Raw genomic sequence first — 17,266 nt, 5'->3', positions numbered from 1 at the left:
GTCAGGCTCCTCGTGCGGTGGGTGAGCGAAGGACCTTGCCCCGCAGCGGGCCGAGCGTCAGGACGAGGGCGACCACGGCGCCGACGCCGACCGCCCACAGCGCCGTCGTCGTCGTCCACACCGCGAGGCCGGCCGCGCCGAAGGCGAACACGGTGGTCCACAGATACATGATCACCACAGCCCGGCGGTGCGAGTGGCCCAGCTGCAGCAGGCGGTGGTGCAGATGGTGGCGATCGGCCTGGAACGGGGACCGTCCGGCTCCGACGCGGCGGATCACGGCGAGCACCATGTCGAGCAGGGGCAGGATCAGCACCGCCACCGGCAGGACGATCGGCAGGAAGGCCGGGAACTGCTGCCTCGCCGTGACGTCGACGGCGCTCACCTGGCCGGTCACCACGATCGCCGCCGCAGCGATGGTCAGGCCGATGAGCATCGCGCCGGAGTCCCCCATGAAGATCCGGGCGGGGTAGAAGTTGTGCGGCAGGAAGCCGACGCACGCCCCGACCAGGACCACCACGACCATGCTCGCGAGGTTCGAGTAGCTCTCGCCGGGCGCTGCGTCACGTGAGAGCAGGTACGTGTACACGAAGAAGGCTGCGCCGCCGATGGCGATCAGGCCCGCCGCGAGGCCGTCCAGACCGTCCACGAAGTTGACGGCGTTCATCGCGACCACCACCACGAGCACCGTGACGACGAGCGAGAGCTGGCTCGACCCGATGGTCGAGCCGGCGATCGGCACGGCGTACAGCTGGACCTTGCCACCCCACGCCAGGAGCCCGGCGGCAAGGATCTGCCCGATGAGCTTGGTGAACCAGTCGAGGTCCCAGATGTCGTCCGCGGCCCCCAGCACGCACACCAGGGCCGCCGACCCGAGGATCGCCCACGCCGCGCTCGACGACGTGAACACACCCTGGAGGAACGGCATCCGCGCGGCGAGCACCAGCGCGACGGCCATGCCCAGCAGCATCGCGACCCCACCGAGCCGCGGGATGGGCACCACATGGACGTCGCGCTCCCGCACCGCGGTGATCGCCCCGGTGCGCAGCGCGAGCCACCGGGCGAGCGGCGTGGTCAGGTAGGTCACCGCTGCGGCGACGAGCATCAGGAGCAGATAGACCCTCACGGGGCATCAGCGCCGTCTCGGGCGTCGTCGACGTCCAGCACGTCTGCGACCCGACGGAGCTCGGCGAGGCTGATCGCGCCGGTCCGGACCAGGCGCAACGGGCCGGTCGCGTCGACGATCGTCGAGGCGACCCCGCCAGGGCTCCGACCTGCCTCGAGGTAGACCGCCACCGATGCCCCGAGCTGTTCGGCCGCCGCCACGGCCGTCCGCGCCGCCGGGCGACCGGTGAGGTTCGCGCTCGAGACCGCGAGCGGACCGGTCCGGCGCAGCAGCGCCAGGGCCGCGGGGTGGTCCGGCATCCGCACGGCGACCGTCCCGCGCGTCTCGCCGAGGTCCCACGCGAGTGACGGCTGGGCGCGGCAGATGACCGTCAGCCCGCCGGGCCAGAACGCCTCGACCATGTCCCGGGCGAGCGGCGGGAGGTCGGCGCACAGCCCGTCGAGGGTGCGTAGCTCGGGGACCAGCACGGGCGGTGGCATCTGGCGCCCCCGCCCCTTGGCCGCGAGGAGCGCCGCGACCGCCTGCGGGTTGAACGCATCGGCGCCGATGCCGTAGACGGTGTCGGTGGGCAGCACGACCAGCGCACCGCGGGCGACCGCGTTGACGGCCTCGTCGATCGCCGGGCCCCACGAGCCCGGGTCGGTGCAGTCCATGACGGAGGTGGTCACGGCCGCGAGTCTTCCACGTCGGGCCCGCTCCGCCGTGCCACGACCATGCGGTCGCGACCGGTCAGGTCCTGACGCGTCTCGACCTGCTCGAAGGCGCCGCCGGCGCGGACGAGCTCACGGACCGCCTCGGCCTGCACCTCGGCGTGCTCCATGACGAACAACCCGCCGGGTACCAGGAGCCTCGCCGCCGCCTCGACGACGCCGGCCGGCACGGTCAGCCCGTCGCGGCCCAGGCCGTACAGCGCGACGGCGGGGTCGTGCTCGCGCACCTCGGGGTCGACCGGGACGGCATCGGGCGGGATGTACGGCGGGTTGGCGACCACGACGTCGACCGTCCCGTCCAGGGTCCGCAGAGCCGTCCTGGCGTCGCCGCGCACGAGGTGGACGGCGGCGTCCTGCGCCGCCTCGACGTTGCGCAGAGCCCAGCGGTACGCCTCGGCGTCGAGCTCGACCGCATGGACCTGCGCGCCCGGGACCTCGTGCGCCACGGCGAGCGCGATCGCACCCGAGCCCGTGCACAGGTCGACGACGACGACGCCGGGCCGCCGGGCGAGGACGGCCGCCGCCTCGTCGACCGCCGCCTGGGCGACCTGCTCGGTCTCCGGCCGGGGGACGAACACGCCGGGCCCGACGGCGAGCTCGATGGTGCGGAACGGCGCGGTCCCGGTCAGGTGCTGCAGCGGTACCCGAGCGGCACGCCGGGCGACGAGCGTCCCGAGCCCGGCCGGCGCGGGCCGGCCGAGAACGGCGGCGGTGCGGACCTCACCCCGCGAGACGCCGAGCACGTGCGCGGCGAGCAGCTCGACGTCGGCGCGGGCGGAGTCGATGCCTGCGTCGGCGAGCACGCGCGCCCCGGAGCGCAGGGCGCTGTCGAGCGAGGGCGAGTCCGGGGAGCCGTCCGGCGGCGCGCTCACAACCCGGCCCCCGCCTCGGCGAGCCGCGCGGCGTCGTCGGCGTCGATCGCCGAGCGGACCACGGGGTCGAGGTCTCCGTCGAGCACCTGGTCGAGGTTGTAGGCCTTGAACCCGGTCCGATGGTCGGCGATCCGGTTCTCGGGGAAGTTGTACGTGCGGATGCGCTCGGAGCGGTCGACGGTGCGTACCTGGGACCTGCGCGCCTGGGACGCCGCTGCGGCGGCCTGCTCCTGCTGGGCGGCGAGCAGGCGCGCACGCAGGATGCGCATCGCCTGCTCCTTGTTCTGCAGCTGCGACTTCTCGTTCTGGCAGGACACGACGAGCCCGCTGGGCAGGTGCGTGATCCGGACCGCCGAGTCGGTGGTGTTGACGGACTGCCCGCCCGGACCGGACGAGCGGTACACGTCGATGCGCAGGTCGTTCGGGTCGATCCCGACCTCGGCCGCGTCGTCGGCCTCCGGCAGGGCCACCACCCCGGCGGCAGACGTGTGGATCCGGCCCTGGGACTCGGTGACCGGGACCCGCTGGACGCGGTGCACACCGCCCTCGTACTTCAGGTGCGCCCACACGCCGTCCTCCGGCGCGACTGTGCCGCGCGCCTTCACGGCGATCGTCACGTCCTTGTAGCCGCCCAGGTCCGACTGCGTCGCCTCGAGCACCTCGGTCTTCCAGCCGCGGCGCTCGGCATAGCGCAGGTACATCCGGAGCAGGTCCCCGGCGAAGAGGGCAGACTCCTCGCCACCCTCGCCCGCCTTGATCTCGAGCAGGACGTCCCGGGAGTCGTCCGGGTCACGCGGGACGAGCACCCGGCGCAGGTCCGCGGCGGCGTCGTCGGCCGCGCGGCGCAGGGTCGGAAGCTCCGCGGCGAAACCCGCATCGGACTGTGCGAGCTCCGCGGCCGCGTCGGCGTCGCCGGTGGCCTGCTGCCACGCGCGATAGGCGGCGACCACGCGACCCAGCTCGGCGTACCGCCGCCCGAGGGCGCGGGCCCGACCGGCGTCGCCGTGCACGGCGGGGTCGGCCAGACGGGCCTCGATCTCACCGTGCTCGGAGAGCAGCGGGATGACCGCATCGAACGCCTCGCCCATCGCCCACCTCCCGTTCCGCCACCCCAGCTGTCAGACCGACGACCCCCGCACGGCGGCCGAGCCCTCCGGACAGACGACGACGCCGGTGGGACGTGCCGTCCGGGCGCTGCGCGGTGCTGCGCAGGCGGACGGCGGCGTGACCCACCGGCGTCGAGGAGCTACTTGGCGGCGTCGGCCTTCTTGCCGTACCGCGCCTCGAAGCGGGCGACGCGGCCGCCGGTGTCGAGGATCTTCTGCTTGCCCGTGTAGAACGGGTGGCACGCGCTGCAGACGTCGGCGTGGATCTGGCCGGACGTCGCGGTGCTGCGCGTCGTGAACGTGTTGCCACAGGTGCAGGTCACCGTGGTGGTGACGTACGCCGGGTGGATGTCCTTCTTCACTGGGGCTACTCCTCATCTGGAAGTCGCCGGGTCGTGGGCGGGTTCGCACACGTGAACCGGGGACCAAGGGGACAGTCTGCCAGAACGCCTGGTGAGGTCGAAACCTTCCCGGGCGGACCGGCGGTCGAACGGGTCAGTCCTTGCCCATGCCGGGCGTCGTCTTCTGCACCTGGAGCAGGAACTCGACGTTCGACTGCGTCTCGCGCAGCTTGCCGAGCAGCAGCTCGATCGCCTGCTGCTGGTCGAGTGCGCTCATCACCCGACGCAGCTTCCAGTTGATCTTCAGCTCGTCCGCCGGGATGAGGATCTCCTCGCGGCGCGTGCCGGAGGCGTCCACGTCGACTGCCGGGAAGATCCGCTTGTCCGCGAGCATCCGGGAGAGCTTGAGCTCCATGTTCCCGGTGCCCTTGAACTCCTCGAAGATGACCTCGTCGGCCTTGGAGCCCGTCTCGACCAGGGCCGTGGCCAGGATGGTCAGCGACCCTCCGTGCTCGATGTTGCGCGCCGCACCGAAGAACCGCTTGGGCGGGTACAGGGCGCTGGAGTCGACACCACCGGACAGGATGCGGCCCGATGCCGGCGCCGCGATGTTGTAGGCACGACCCAGTCGGGTGATCGAGTCGAGCAGCACGACGACGTCCTGGCCCAGCTCCACGAGCCGCTTGGCCCGCTCGATGGCGAGCTCCGCGACTGTCGTGTGGTCGTCGGCCGGCCGGTCGAAGGTCGAGGCGATGACCTCACCCTTGACCGTGCGCTGCATGTCCGTGACCTCTTCGGGGCGCTCGTCGACGAGCACGACCATCAGGTGGACCTCGGGGTTGTTCGTGGTGATCGCGTTGGCGATCGCCTGCAGCACGAGGGTCTTGCCCGCCTTGGGCGGGGAGACGATCAGACCGCGCTGGCCCTTGCCGATCGGGGCGACCAGGTCGATGACCCGCGTGGTCATGATGTTCTGGGCGGTCTCGAGGCGCAGGCGCTCCTGCGGGTACAGCGGGGTCAGCTTGCCGAAGTCGGGCCGGTTGCGGGACTCCTCGATGGTCATCCCGTTGATGGAGTCCAGCCGGACCAGGGCGTTGACCTTGCTGTTGCGGCCCTGGGGCAGCTGCTCGCCCTCACGCGGCTGGCGGACGGCGCCGATGATGGCGTCACCCTTGCGCATGCCGTTCTTCTTGACCTGGTTCATCGACACGTAGACGTCGTTGTCCCCCGGCAGGTAGCCCGAGGTCCGCACGAAGGCGTAGTTGTCCTTGATGTCGAGGATCCCGGCGACGGGCAGCAGCACGTCGTCGTCGCTGACCTCGACCTCGTCGTACCCGGCGAGGTCGCCGGGGCCGGTGCGCTCACGCCCGCGCTTGTTGCGGTCACGGTCACGGTAGCGACCGCGGCGGCGGCGCCGCCCGGCTCGTCCTCGAACGCCTCGGCGTTCCGGCCCTGACGGGGATTGCCCTGGGCGCCCTGGCGGCTCTGGCCGCCGTCGCGAGCCTGACCACCCTCGCGGCTCTGGCCCCCGTCGCGGCTCTGGCCCCCGTCGCGGGCCTGACCACCGTCACGCGCCTGACCACCGTCACGGCCCTGACCACCGTCGCGGTTCTGGCCACCGTCGCGAGCGCGGACGGGCTCGGTGGACTCGGTCTGCTGCTCGCCCTCGCCGACGCCAGGGGCGCCCTCGGGACGCCCTGCACGGCGCGAGCGCCGACCACCCTCGACGGTCACCGCGCGTGCGGCCGCTGCGGCCCGGGCAGCGCGGTCGTCGGGGCTCTCGCCACCGACGGTCCGTTCCGTCCGGTCGCCGCGCTCCACGTGGCGCTCGGTGTGCTCACGCGCGCCGGTCGTCACGGTGTGCTCGGCCTGCTCACGCGCGCCGTTCGTCACGGCGCGCTCGGCGGTCCGGACCGGAGGGGATGCCTGCACCCGGGACTCGCCGTCCACCCGGCCACCGGCCACGGCACGTGTTGCGCCGGAGCGGTGCTCGCGGATCGCGGTGACCAGGTCACCCTTGCGCATCGCTGAGTTCTTGGGGACGCCGAGCTCGGCCGCGAGGGCCTGGAGCTCAGGCAGCCGGAGCGTCGACAGTGCGCCGCTCCGGGCTGTGCTGTCCGAGGCGCCCGCGGATGCCGCAGGGCTGCCTGTCGCAGCCTGGATGGTGTCTGACACGAAGGATCCTTCCCCCTCGTCGTCGGCCCGCTCACCTGAGGTGGGGCCGCGTGGAAGACGTCCGGGCCGTGCCCGGATCGTTGGTCAAGCCACAGTCAGGTCGTACGCGAAAGGGTCGACCTTGAGGTGGCTTGGTCCCCTCCGACCGTCGGGGATCCGCGCAACGATGACAGCGCGTTTTCCGCTCGGGGAACCGGGGAGATGACGCAAGGCTATCACTGCCGGTCCGCACCCGCTCACACCCGCCCGCTGCGAGCGTCAGAGCCGCTCTGCCAGCGCGCCGTCCGCTGCGATCCCCGGCATCAGGACCTGCCAGCCGGACTCGGTCATCCCGTCCGGGCCCGGCGCACCGAGCAGCTCGGCCCGCACCCGGGCTGCCGCGTCGCCGTCGCTCGCGCGTTCGAGGACGAGCACCGACGGCCCGGCCCCCGAGACCACCGCCGCCTGGCCCGCCGCGCGCAGCGCCCGGACCAGCTCGAGCGTGGTCGGCATCACGGCCGACCGGTACTCCTGGTGCAGCCGGTCGACGGTGGCGTCGAAGAGCAGCTCGGGCCGATGGCACAGGGCCTGCACGAGGAGCGCGGCACGCCCGGCGTTGAACGCGGCGTCGGCGTGCGGGACGGTCGCCGGCAGGACTCCGCGGGCGGTCTTGGTCGCGCACCGAACCGACGGGACGAGCACGACCGGCACGACGTCGGCGTGCACCGGCAGGGCCGTCGCATGCGGTCCGTCCGGGCTGGTCCACGCGATCGTCGCCCCACCGAGGATGGCCGGGGCGGCATTGTCCGGGTGGCCCTCGAACGCCGAGGCGATCCGGAACGCCGCCGTGTTGCTCAGCGCCTCGGGGTCACCGATGAGCATCCGCACCGCGAGGATCCCCGCGACGACGGCGGCCGCGGACGAACCCATCCCCCGGCCGTGCGGGATGGTGTTGTGGCAGATCAGGTGCAGACCCACCTGGGGCGCGCCGACGTCGTCGAGGGTCGCCCGGATGGCGCGGACGATCAGGTGGTCCTCGCCCGTCGGCAGCTCCGTCGCGCCCTCGCCGAACACCTCGACGGTCACGTCGGGGTTGCCCAGCGCCCTGACCTCCACGGTGTCGAAGTGGGCGAGGGCCAGACCGAGCGCGTCGAAGCCCGGGCCGAGGTTGGCGCTGGTCGCCGGGACCCGCACCCGGACGTGGTCGCTGCCGAGTCGCATCGTCGTGGCCGGCTCAGTCGAGCTCGAGCGCATCGGCGATGGACACGACGTCCGCCGGCACCCGGACCGGCTGGACCTCGGACCCGTCCGCCGTGCGCAGGGCCCACTGCGGGTCCTTCAGGCCGTGACCCGTGACCGTGATCGTGATGCGTGCGCCGGCGGGTACCCGACCCTCCCGCGCGAGCGCGAGCAGGCCGGCGACCCCGGCGGCCGACGCCGGCTCGACGAAGACGCCGACCTTGCCCGCCAGGATCCGGTGCGCGGCGAGGATCTGCTCGTCCGTCACGGCCTCGATCAGCCCACCGGACTCGTCACGCGCCGCGAGCGCCTGGGTCCAGGACGCCGGGTTGCCGATCCGGATGGCGGTGGCGATCGTCTCCGGCTCGGTGATCGGGTGGCCGACGACGATCGGCGCCGCGCCGGCCGCCTGGAAGCCCCACATCACCGGTGTCCTGGTGGCCGGCCCGTCGGCGGCGTACTCCGTGAAGCCCTTCCAGTACGCGGTGATGTTGCCGGCGTTCCCCACCGGGAGCACGTGGATGTCCGGGGCGTCGCCCAGCGCGTCGACGATCTCGAACGCGCCGGTCTTCTGCCCCTCGATCCGGTCGGGGTTGACCGAGTTGACGAGCTCGACCGGGTACGCCTCGGCGAGCTTGCGGGCCGCGACCAGGCAGTCGTCGAAGTTGCCGTCGACCTGCAGCAGACGAGCACCGTGCGCCACGGCCTGGCTCAGCTTGCCCATCGCGATCTTGCCGTCCGGCACCAGGACGGCGCAGGTCATGCCCGCGGCGGTGGCATAGGCGGCGGCCGACGCCGAGGTGTTGCCGGTCGAGGCGCACACCACGACGCGCGCACCACGCCCGGCGGCAGCGGAGATCGCCGTCGTCATCCCGCGGTCCTTGAAGGAGCCCGTCGGGTTCATCCCCTCGACCTTCAGGTACACCTGGGCGCCGGTCAGGTCCGACAGGTACGGCGCCGGCACCAGGGGCGTGCCACCCTCGCCGAGGGTCACCACGTGCGCGAGCACGTGTGCGGGCAGACGGTCGGCGTACTCGGCGATCACGCCACGCCACTGGTGGGCCACCTAGGCTCCTTCGACTCTCAGGACGGAGACCACCGCGGCCACGACAGGCAGCCCGGCGAGGTCGGCGACGGTTGCGGACAGTGCGGCGTCGCGTGCGGCGTGCGTCACGACGAGCAGATCGGCCTGGCCGCCGCCCGCGACGGTCGCCTGACCCTGACGGACGACCTCGATCGACACGTCGTGCCCGGCGAACACCTGGGCGACCTGGGCCAGGACACCCGACCGGTCCGCCACCCGCAGGTGGATCTGGTAGCGGGTCACCGCCTCGGCGATGCTGTGCACGGGAAGCTCGGCGTAGCTCGACTCGACCGGACCCTTGCCGCCGAGGACCCGGTGCCGGGCCACGGTCACCAGGTCACCGAGGATCGCGCTCGCCGTCGGCGCGCCGCCCGCACCGCGCCCGTAGAACATCAGCTCACCGGCGGCCTCAGCCTCGACGAACACCGCGTTGAACGCCCCCCGGACGCCCGCGAGCGGGTGGCCGAGCGGAACCAGCGCGGGGTGCACCCGCACGACGATCCCGCGGGTGTCCCGCTCGTCGTCGTGCCCGGGCGAGCCGACCCGTTCGGCGATCGCGAGCAGCTTGATCACGTGCCCCGTCTCGGCAGCCCACGCGACGTCGTCCGCCGTGATGCCGAGGATCCCTTCGCGGTGGACGTCGTCGACGCTCACCCGGGTGTGGAAGGCGAGCGAGGCGAGGATGGCGGCCTTGGCGGCGGCGTCGTAGCCCTCGACGTCGGCGGTGGGGTCCGCCTCGGCGTACCCGAGCTCCTGCGCCTGCTTGACGGCCTGCGCGAGCTCGAGCCCGACCGTCGCCATCTGGTCCAGCACGTAGTTGGTGGTGCCGTTGACGATGCCCAGGACCCGCGTCACCCGATCACCGGCGAGGGACTCGCGGACCGGCCGCACCAGGGGGATGGCACCGGCGACCGCCGCCTCGAAGTAGAGGTCGACCCCGGCAGCGTCGGCAGCGGCATAGAGCGTCGGCCCGTCCTGCCCGAGGAGCGCCTTGTTCGCGGTCACGACGGCCGCTCCCCCGGCGATGGCACGCAGCAGCAGCGAACGGGCCGGCTCGATGCCACCGAGCACCTCGACGACGACGTCGGCGCGGTCGACCAGCGACGCCGCGTCACTGGTGAGCAGCGCACGGTCGATCACCGGGTCCCGCTGCGCGTCGAGGTTGCGCACCGCGATGCCGACGAGCTCGAGCGGCGCACCGACGCGGGCGGCGAGATCCGTGGCCTGGCTGGTCATCAGTCGTGCGACCTCGGTACCGACGACGCCGCATCCGAGCAGGGCGACGCGCACTGCGCCGTCATGGGCTCCCACGGGTGGTCCGCCTCTCGTCGTCGTGCTCGTGCGGCACTGCTCAGGTCGTGCGTCTGCGTGCAGGACCCCAGGCCGCGCCCAGGATACGGGTGCGACCCCTCGGCCGGGACGGGTGTCCGCGGCGGACGTCCGGCGCACCCTCGGCGGCGGCGACCACGCCGTCCGGTCGGCGAGGTCGTCCACCTGGGCGGGTGGTCAGCCGACGTCGAGTGCGAGCAGGTCGTCCTCGGTCTCGCGCCGCACGATGACGCGCGTCCCACCGGCGCGGACGGCCACGACGGGCGGCCGCGGGACGTGGTTGTAGTTGGAGGCCATGGACCGACCGTAGGCACCCGTGACGGGGACCGCGAGCAGGTCACCGGCCGCGACGTCGGCCGGCAGGGCCACGTCGTGCACCAGGATGTCGCCGCTCTCGCAGTGCTTGCCGACGACCCGCGCCCGGACGGTGCCGGGACTGCCACGGCGCGAGACCACGGCGGCGGTGTAGTGCGCGCCATAGAGGGCCGGCCGCAGGTTGTCGCTCATCCCGCCGTCCACCGAGACGTACGTGCGGGTGAAGCTGCCGGTCCCGTCCGGACCGGCGGCGTCGACGGTGACCGGCTTGACGGTGCCGACCGTGTAGAGGGTCAGGGTCGTCGGCCCGACGATCGCGCGACCGGGCTCGACCGAGATCCTCGGCACCGGGGTGTGCAGGTCGGCGCACGCGTCCTGGACCACGCGTGCGACGTCCTTGGCGATCCGCGACGGGTCGAGCGGCACCTCACCCGGCAGGTAGGCGACGCCGTAACCGCCGCCGAGGTCGACCTCGGCGACGAGGTGCCCGGTCACTGCGGCCAGCTCGGCGCGCAGGTCCAGGATGGTGCGCGCTGCGACCTCGAACCCGGACGGGTCGAGGATCTGCGAACCGATGTGGGAGTGCACGCCGAGGAGCTCGAGCTCCGGGTGGTCCAGGACGGCCCGCAGCCCGGCGAGCGCCTGGCCGCCGGCGACGGACAGCCCGAACTTCTGGTCCTCGTGCGCGGTCGAGATGTACTCGTGCCCGCCGGCGTGCACACCCGTGGTCACCCGGACCATGACCGGCGCGCGGCGGAGCATCGCCTCCGGGTGCCTCGCGCGGTACCGCCGGACGGCCTCGGCGACCCGGGCGACCTCCGGCAGCGAGTCGATCACGACGCGCCCGACACCGGCTTCCAGCGCCCGGTCGATCTCGGCATCGGACTTGTTGTTCCCGTGCAGGCCGATGTCGGGGCCCGGGACCCCCGCGCGGAGCGCGACCGCGAGCTCGCCGCCGGTGGCCGTGTCGATGCGCAGGCCCTCCTCGACGGCCCACCGCGCGACAGCGGTGCACAGGAACGCCTTGCCGGCGTAGTAGACGTCGACCTCGGTGCCGATCGCGGCGAAGGCCTCGGTGAAGGCCGCCCGGAACGTCCGGGCGCGGGCCCGGAAGTCGTCCTCGTCCAGGACGTAGACCGGTGTGCCGTGCTCGGCCGCGACGGCGCGCAGGTCCACCCCGGCGACGCTCACCGCGCCGTCCGGACCGACGACTGTGCTCGCCGGCCAGACCTGAGGGTCGAGGCCGTCGGGACTCACATGCGCTCCGGCGCGCTCACGCCGAGCAGCTCGAGACCGTTCGCGAGCACCGTGCGGGTCGCGTCGTTGAGCCACAGCCGGGTCCGGTGCACGTCGGTGACCTCCTCGTCGCCGAACGGGCTGACCCGGCGCTGGTCGTACCACTTGTGGTAGGCCCCGGCAAGCTCCTCGAGGTACCTGGCGACCCGGTGCGGCTCCCTCAGCTCGGCCGCCTGCGCGATGACCCGGCCCAGCTCGCCGAGCTTGGCCAGCAGCGTCGACTCGCTGACGTGGTCCAGCAGCGACGGGTCGAAGCCGTCCTCGCGCCGGACCCCGAGCTCGAGGGCGTTGCGCCCGACGTTGACCGTCCGGGCGTGGGCGTACTGCACGTAGTAGACCGGGTTCTCGTTGGTGGCCCTGGCGAGCAGGTCGAGGTCCAGGTCGATGCTCTGGTCGGCCGACGAACGTGCGAGCGAGTACCGCGCGGCGTCGACGCCGACCGCGTCGACCAGGTCGTCGATCGTCACGATCGTGCCGGCGCGCTTGCTCATCTTCATCGGCACGCCGCCCTTGACCAGGTTGACCATCTGGCCGATGAGGATCTCCAGGTTGACCCAGGGCGTGTCACCGAAGGCCGCGCACATCGCCATCATCCGGCCGATGTACCCGTGGTGGTCGGCGCCGAGCATGATCACGACCCGGTTGAAGCCGCGCTCCCGCTTGTCCAGGTAGTAAGCCAGGTCGCCGGCGATGTAGGCGGCCTCGCCGTCGGACTTGACGATGACGCGGTCCTTGTCGTCGCCGAAGTCCGTCGTGCGCAGCCAGGTCGCGCCGTCGGCCTCGAAGATGTGCCCGAGCTCGCGCAGCCGTGCGACGGCCCGGTCGACGGCCCCCGACTCGTGCAGGGCGTCCTCGTGGAAGTACACGTCGAACTGGACCCGGAACGCGCTGAGCTTGGCCTTGATCTCGGCGAACATCAGGTCGACGCCGCGGACCCTGAAGACCTCCTGCGCCTGCGCGTCCGGCAGGGTCAGCGGATCGGGCTCGCCGGCGGTGGTCGCGTCGAGGATCACCTGGTCGGCGATCTCGGCGATGTACTGGCCGCCGTACCCGTCCTCCGGAGCGTCCTGGCCCTTGGCGCGGGCCAGGAGCGAGCGGGCGAACCGGTCGATCTGGGACCCGGCGTCGTTGAAGTAGTACTCGCGGGTCACCTGGGCGCCGGACGCCTCGAGCATCCTGGCGAGCGAGTCGCCGACGGCTGCCCAGCGCACCGAGCCGATGTGCAAGGGTCCGGTCGGGTTCGCCGAGACGAACTCGAGGTTGATCCGCTCGCCGGCCAGCACCTGCGTGCGGCCGTAGGTCGTGCCCGCCTCGACGATGGTGCGCGCGAGCTCACCGGCCGCAGCGGTCTCGAGGGTGATGTTGAGGAAGCCGGGGCCCGCGACGTCCGCCGTGGCGACGCCGGGGACCGCTGCGATCCGTGCCGCGAGGATCTCGGCCACCGCGCGGGGCGCCAGGCCGGCCTTCTTCGCGAGCTGCATCGCCACGTTCGTCGCCCAGTCGCCGTGCTCGCGTGAGCGTGGTCGATCGACTGTCACGACCGCCGGCAGATCACTCACCTGCAGGGGAAGAGCACCGTCGGCGACGGCCTGGGCCAGGACGGCGCTCAGCGCCAGGGACAACTCAGCAGGGGTCACCGCGCAAGCCTACCGAGCACGAGATGCGACTGAATCGGGTGAACTCGGACCTGGGGAGATGCGCCGAGGGTCCCCGGCGGTGTTGACTGCGTCTCACGCCTACACCCCGGAGATGGGATGACTCGCCGCACGAACCTGATCGACCTCGCCGTCGGACGTCTGCGCCAGCAGATCACGTCCGGCGCGTGGGCGGTGGGTACCCGCATCCCGGCCGAGCCGTCGTTGACCGAGCTCATCGGGGTCGGGCGCAACACCGTGCGTGAGGCGGTCCAGTCCCTCGTCCATGCCGGGATGCTCGAGCGGCGGCAGGGATCAGGCACCTACGTGATCTCCGACTCGGAGCTGGGCAACGCAATGGGCCGCCAGCTCGCCGGCGCCCACCAGCGCGACGTCCTGGAGGTGCGCCGCAGCCTCGAGGTCGAGGCCGCCCGGCTCGCGGCGATGCGCCGCACCGACGAGCAGATCGCCGAGCTCCGGGCCCTGCGCGACACCCGCTCCGCTGCGTACGCCAGCGGCGAGCTCGACCGCATGGTCGAGGCCGACCTCGTGCTCCACCGCACGATCGCCCAGGCGGCGCACAACCCGGTGCTCCTGGCCCTGTACGAGAACCTGCAGGATGCGATCAGCGAGAACATCCGGTTCAACTTCGAGCACCCGGTGCACGACGACGACTCGCACCACGCCCTGGTCGAGGCCGTCGCCGCCGGCGACGCCAAGGCGGCCGTCGAGGAGATCGACCGCTACCTGACCGATCTCATCGGGGACGTCATCTGAGGCGTGGCCCAGGACTGGTAATCTTCTGCAGCACCCCGCCCGCGTAGCTCAGGGGATAGAGCGTCCGCCTCCGGAGCGGAAGGCCGCAGGTTCGAATCCTGTCGCGGGCACCATGTGATGTCGCAGGGCATCGACATCGACGTGATGTCGCAGGGTTCGCTGCCCCGACCCGTCCGGAACCTCATCGGCAGGCCCAGGTTGACGGCTGGGATCCGTCTCGTCGCGCGCGGCGGACGGCCGTGCCGGTCAAGGCCCGTCAGCGTGAGCCGGTCACGTCATCCACCTCGAAGGTCACGGCGTGCGCGGCGAGGCCCATCTGGCCGGCGAGCGCCTCGGCGCTGTCCCGCGTGAAGGACCCGGACATCTCCACCCGTCCGTCCGCGATGACGGTGCCGACCGACGGCGCGGTGACGACCACGCCGTCAAGAACCATCGCGATCTGGTTCTGCGGTGGGACGAGTCCCTGCAGCCGGGTCGTTGCGTCGCGGAAGGCGTCCGTGCCTGCTGGGCCGAGCTGGAGCGTCACCACCCACTGGTTGGTCTGGTCACCGTTCGGCCCCTCCCGCAGCCCCGCGCTCGCGCTCTCGATCGCCGAACCAGGGATCTCCACGGGACCGAGGACGTACTTCGCCGAGCCGTCGCCGTCGCAGGAGACGAGCGCCTCGCTGTCCGTACCGCCGGCGGGCAGGCGGTTCGCGGGGTCCGTGCAGTCCAGCGCGTCGTACGACGCGAGGACGCTTCCCGTGACGTAGTACGCGGCGTCACTGGGCGAGTCCGGGCCCGCCTTCGGCTCCACCTCGACGGTTTCGGCTCCTGGCTCGGCCGGCTCAGGGGACCCCAGTGCCAGCACCGGCCGGAAGGCGAGCTGCACCGGTCTGCTCACCATGTCGATCGTCGCCTGGTCGGGCTCCTTCGGCAGACTCACGACGATCGTGCCGTCGCTCGTCTCCACGACCTGCGCGTCGGTCACGCCCGCGACGCCCAGCCGCTGTCGGACCACCGCCGCCGCCTGGGCGAGTGTCTCGCCCGTGACCTGCGTCCCGTCCCCGGCGACCGGCCGCAACGTCACTCCGGGGCCGCGCTGCTCGGCCCCCTGCGTCGTCCCGGGTCCGGTCGACGGGTCGGACCGGTCCTGCTTGGCCGTCTGGACGTTCGCCGTGGCGATCGAGAACCCGATCGCGGCCACCACCGCGACCCCGAGCACGAGCACCGGGACGACGATCGCGGGACGCAGTCCCCGGCTGCGGGGCGTGGCTCCCGGCGGCAGCGGCGAAGGCGGAGCCACGCGCGGCTCCGACGGTTCGGGCAGACGGGACCCGCACGACGCGCAGGAGCGGGCGTCCGGCTCGGCATGCGCGCCACACGATGGGCAACGAGGCATCAGATGTGCGTCCCTTCCGTGCGCCGGCGTACCTGTGCGAGTCCGTGCGCCGACGCACCTGCGCGAGCGCGCAGCGGCTCCGTCGTCGGACGCATCCCGAACGTAGCGGTTGCGCGGACATGACGAGGGCCCCACCCGTCGAGTCGGGTGGGGCCCTCGTCAAGCCTGTCAGTCCTCGCTGGCCCGGGGCTGCGGGACGCCGGTCAGCAGGCCGCGGACCTCGGCCTCGCTGTAGCGGCGGTGGCCACCGAGCGTCCGGATGGCCGAGAGCTTGCCGGCCTTGGCCCACCGCGTCACGGTCTTCGGGTCGACGCGGAACATGCTCGCGACCTCGGAAGGAGTGAGAAGAGCGCCGGGGGCGGCGGTGCGGTTTGCGGACTGCGCGGTCTGTGAGGACATGATGTGCGCTCCTGTCGTTCGGTGTGCCCGGCCGACCCATGGGGTCCCGTTGGCTCTGCGTCCCCACCTCGCGGTGGGTTTGCCCTTGTCGCTGACACGGACAGGGTCACACAATCCGGACATCCACGCAAAGCCAGGACGGCGTTTCCCGGGTTTTTCACCCGTTCGCGCGTGATTCGGGGTCGATTGTGGTGCCCTCGACCCATCGGAGAGGTTCGAGCACACCACGTCCGCCGGGCTAGGTTGCGGGGATGAGTCGATCCGCCGAGCTGGACCAGGTACCGGACGGGTTCGACCGACGGGCGCCGCTCGACCCGCTCGCGCTGCTCGATCACCTCGACCGGCTCGACGCCGGTGCGCTGCGTCGGCGGGGCAGCCTGAAGTGGACGGCCTTCCCGACCGAGATCGCCGCGTGGGTGGCCGAGTCGGACTTCGGCACGGCGCCGGCCGTCACCGCTGCGCTGCACGCCGCGACCGAGGCCGGCGCGTTCGGCTACCTCCCCCCGGCCCTGCGCGCCGAGCTGGCCGACGCCTGCGCGCGATGGCACAGCGAGCGGTACGGGTGGGACGTGCCACCACGGTGGGTCAAGCCGGTCGCCGACGTGCTCGAGGCGTTGCGCATCACGATCGAGCACTTCTCCCGACCGGGTTCGCCCGTGATCGTGCCCACACCGGCCTACATGCCGTTCGTCACCGCTCCGCAGGAGTGGGGCCGCGAGGTCATCGAGGTGCCGCTGGTACCGGACGGCCGGCGGACGACTCTCGACCTGGACGCCCTGGCCGATGCGATCCGTGCCGGCGGGCACCTCGTCCTCCTCACGAACCCGCACAACCCGACCGGTCGGGTCTACCCGCGCAGCGAGCTCACCGCGCTGGCCGAGGTCGTCGACCGGCACGGTGCGCGGGTCTTCTCCGACGAGATCCACGCGCCGCTGGTCTACCCGGGCGCGCGGCACATCCCCTACGCCTCGATCTCACCAGCTGCCGCCGCCCACACCGTGACCGCGACCTCAGCGTCGAAGGCGTGGAACATCCCCGGGCTCAAGTGCGCGCAGATCCTGCTGAGCAACGACGCGGACGAGGCGAGATGGGCGTCGTTCGACATGCTCGCGACGCATGGCGCCTCGACGCTCGGCGTGGTCGCCAACACAGCGGCGTACCGCGACGGCCGGCCCTGGCTCGGCGCGCTCGTCGAGCACCTCGACGGCAACCGTGCCGCGCTGGCCGACGTCCTGGCCGAGCGGGCACCACAGATCGGTCACGTCCCGCCGGAGGGCACCTACCTGGCCTGGCTCGACCTGCGGGCGGCACTGGCGGCGTCGCCCGACGCGCCGCACGACCACCTCGCGCGATGGATCGGCGAACGCACCGGGGTGGCGCTGACCGACGGCGCGGCCTGCGGTCGGGCCGGGCGGGGCTTCGTCCGGTTCAACCTCGCGATGCCCCGCCCGCTGGTGGTCGAGGCCGGACGGCGGATCGCCGCCTGCCTCGACCCTTCAGCCTGAC

General features: G+C 72.6%; 14 protein-coding genes, 1 tRNA gene, 2 pseudogenes and 1 riboswitch. Of the genes and pseudogenes, 3 read left to right on the top strand and 14 right to left on the bottom strand.

Features of this window, described 5'->3' with window-relative positions:
• Position 1 precedes the first annotated feature (1 nt).
• The 11 genes and pseudogenes from K415_RS0114315 to argS all read right to left on the bottom strand — a co-directional run bounded on the left by K415_RS0114315 (position 2) and on the right by argS (position 13,206).
• Positions 2-1,123 carry an MraY family glycosyltransferase gene (locus tag K415_RS0114315; protein WP_024287730.1) on the bottom strand — a complete coding sequence of 374 codons (1,122 nt, stop codon included), beginning with the start codon at positions 1,121-1,123 and terminating at the stop codon, positions 2-4.
• Positions 1,120-1,791 (bottom strand): L-threonylcarbamoyladenylate synthase, encoded by a 672-nt coding sequence (locus K415_RS0114310; RefSeq protein WP_024287729.1) that lies wholly within the window; start codon positions 1,789-1,791, stop codon positions 1,120-1,122. The genes K415_RS0114315 and K415_RS0114310 overlap by 4 nt, the downstream gene beginning before the upstream one ends.
• Positions 1,788-2,705, bottom strand: a complete 918-nt coding sequence (prmC, locus tag K415_RS0114305; protein ID WP_024287728.1) for a peptide chain release factor N(5)-glutamine methyltransferase — start codon at positions 2,703-2,705, stop codon at positions 1,788-1,790. The genes K415_RS0114310 and prmC overlap by 4 nt, the downstream gene beginning before the upstream one ends.
• Positions 2,702-3,793 carry a peptide chain release factor 1 gene (prfA, locus tag K415_RS0114300; RefSeq protein ID WP_024287727.1) on the bottom strand — a complete coding sequence of 364 codons (1,092 nt, stop codon included), beginning with the start codon at positions 3,791-3,793 and terminating at the stop codon, positions 2,702-2,704. Before prfA ends, prmC begins: the two co-directional genes overlap by 4 nt.
• A 158-nt stretch (positions 3,794-3,951) precedes the next feature.
• A complete protein-coding gene (gene rpmE / locus K415_RS0114295) occupies positions 3,952-4,173 on the bottom strand; it encodes a 50S ribosomal protein L31 (protein WP_024287726.1) in 222 nt (73 codons plus the stop codon).
• A 133-nt stretch (positions 4,174-4,306) separates the two neighbouring features.
• Positions 4,307-6,327 (bottom strand): annotated as a pseudogene (rho, locus tag K415_RS22015) (transcription termination factor Rho).
• A gap of 258 nt (positions 6,328-6,585) precedes the next feature.
• Positions 6,586-7,527, bottom strand: a complete 942-nt coding sequence (gene thrB, locus K415_RS0114285; RefSeq protein WP_024287725.1) for a homoserine kinase — start codon at positions 7,525-7,527, stop codon at positions 6,586-6,588.
• Positions 7,528-7,540: 13 nt separating this feature from the next.
• Entirely contained in the window at positions 7,541-8,611 is a 1,071-nt protein-coding gene (gene thrC / locus K415_RS0114280; RefSeq protein WP_024287724.1) for a threonine synthase, read from the bottom strand.
• Positions 8,612-9,940 carry a homoserine dehydrogenase gene (locus tag K415_RS0114275; RefSeq protein ID WP_029663835.1) on the bottom strand — a complete coding sequence of 443 codons (1,329 nt, stop codon included), beginning with the start codon at positions 9,938-9,940 and terminating at the stop codon, positions 8,612-8,614.
• 195 nt (positions 9,941-10,135) lie between these two features.
• Positions 10,136-11,530, bottom strand: a complete 1,395-nt coding sequence (gene lysA, locus K415_RS0114270) for a diaminopimelate decarboxylase (protein ID WP_024287722.1) — start codon at positions 11,528-11,530, stop codon at positions 10,136-10,138.
• A complete protein-coding gene (argS, locus tag K415_RS0114265) occupies positions 11,527-13,206 on the bottom strand; it encodes an arginine--tRNA ligase (RefSeq protein ID WP_024287721.1) in 1,680 nt (559 codons plus the stop codon). The genes lysA and argS overlap by 4 nt, the downstream gene beginning before the upstream one ends.
• A 117-nt stretch (positions 13,207-13,323) precedes the next feature.
• On the opposite strand from argS, the gene K415_RS0114260 reads away from it, so the two are divergent.
• On the top strand, positions 13,324-13,980 hold the full coding sequence (locus K415_RS0114260; RefSeq protein WP_024287720.1) for a FadR/GntR family transcriptional regulator: 657 nt from the start codon (positions 13,324-13,326) through the stop codon (positions 13,978-13,980).
• Between the two features lie 37 nt (positions 13,981-14,017).
• Positions 14,018-14,093: transfer RNA gene (locus tag K415_RS0114255), tRNA-Arg, on the top strand.
• A gap of 143 nt (positions 14,094-14,236) precedes the next feature.
• On the opposite strand, the gene K415_RS0114250 is transcribed toward K415_RS0114255, so the two are convergent.
• The 3 genes and pseudogenes from K415_RS0114250 to K415_RS0114245 all read right to left on the bottom strand — a co-directional run bounded on the left by K415_RS0114250 (position 14,237) and on the right by K415_RS0114245 (position 15,760).
• A complete protein-coding gene (locus tag K415_RS0114250; RefSeq protein ID WP_231494905.1) occupies positions 14,237-15,265 on the bottom strand; it encodes a hypothetical protein in 1,029 nt (342 codons plus the stop codon).
• A 27-nt stretch (positions 15,266-15,292) separates the two neighbouring features.
• Positions 15,293-15,361 (bottom strand): annotated as a pseudogene (locus tag K415_RS25170) (zinc ribbon domain-containing protein); the annotation flags it as partial.
• Positions 15,362-15,529: 168 nt separating this feature from the next.
• Positions 15,530-15,760: a BldC family transcriptional regulator gene (locus tag K415_RS0114245; protein ID WP_024287718.1), complete on the bottom strand. Its 231-nt coding sequence runs from the start codon at positions 15,758-15,760 to the stop codon at positions 15,530-15,532.
• Positions 15,761-15,777: 17 nt separating this feature from the next.
• Positions 15,778-15,854, bottom strand: a riboswitch (cyclic di-GMP riboswitch).
• Positions 15,855-16,011: 157 nt separating this feature from the next.
• Here K415_RS0114245 and K415_RS0114240 point away from each other — a divergent pair.
• Positions 16,012-17,265 (top strand): MalY/PatB family protein, encoded by a 1,254-nt coding sequence (locus K415_RS0114240; RefSeq protein ID WP_081785054.1) that lies wholly within the window; start codon positions 16,012-16,014, stop codon positions 17,263-17,265.
• Position 17,266 lies beyond the last annotated feature (1 nt).

Origin of the sequence: Cellulomonas sp. KRMCY2 (assembly GCF_000526515.1) — a bacterium.
In the GTDB taxonomy this organism is placed as follows: Bacteria; Actinomycetota; Actinomycetes; order Actinomycetales; family Cellulomonadaceae; genus Actinotalea.
This window is presented reverse-complemented; position numbering and strand designations above follow the sequence as displayed.

Coding starts and splice junctions, on each gene's coding strand:
- K415_RS0114260 (WP_024287720.1), top strand. CDS start 13,324: ATGACTCGCCGCACGAACCTGATCGACCTCGCCGTCGGACGTCTGCGC.
- K415_RS0114245 (WP_024287718.1), bottom strand. CDS start 15,760: ATGTCCTCACAGACCGCGCAGTCCGCAAACCGCACCGCCGCCCCCGGC.
- K415_RS0114240 (WP_081785054.1), top strand. CDS start 16,012: ATGAGTCGATCCGCCGAGCTGGACCAGGTACCGGACGGGTTCGACCGA.
- prfA (WP_024287727.1), bottom strand. CDS start 3,793: ATGGGCGAGGCGTTCGATGCGGTCATCCCGCTGCTCTCCGAGCACGGT.
- thrB (WP_024287725.1), bottom strand. CDS start 7,527: ATGCGACTCGGCAGCGACCACGTCCGGGTGCGGGTCCCGGCGACCAGC.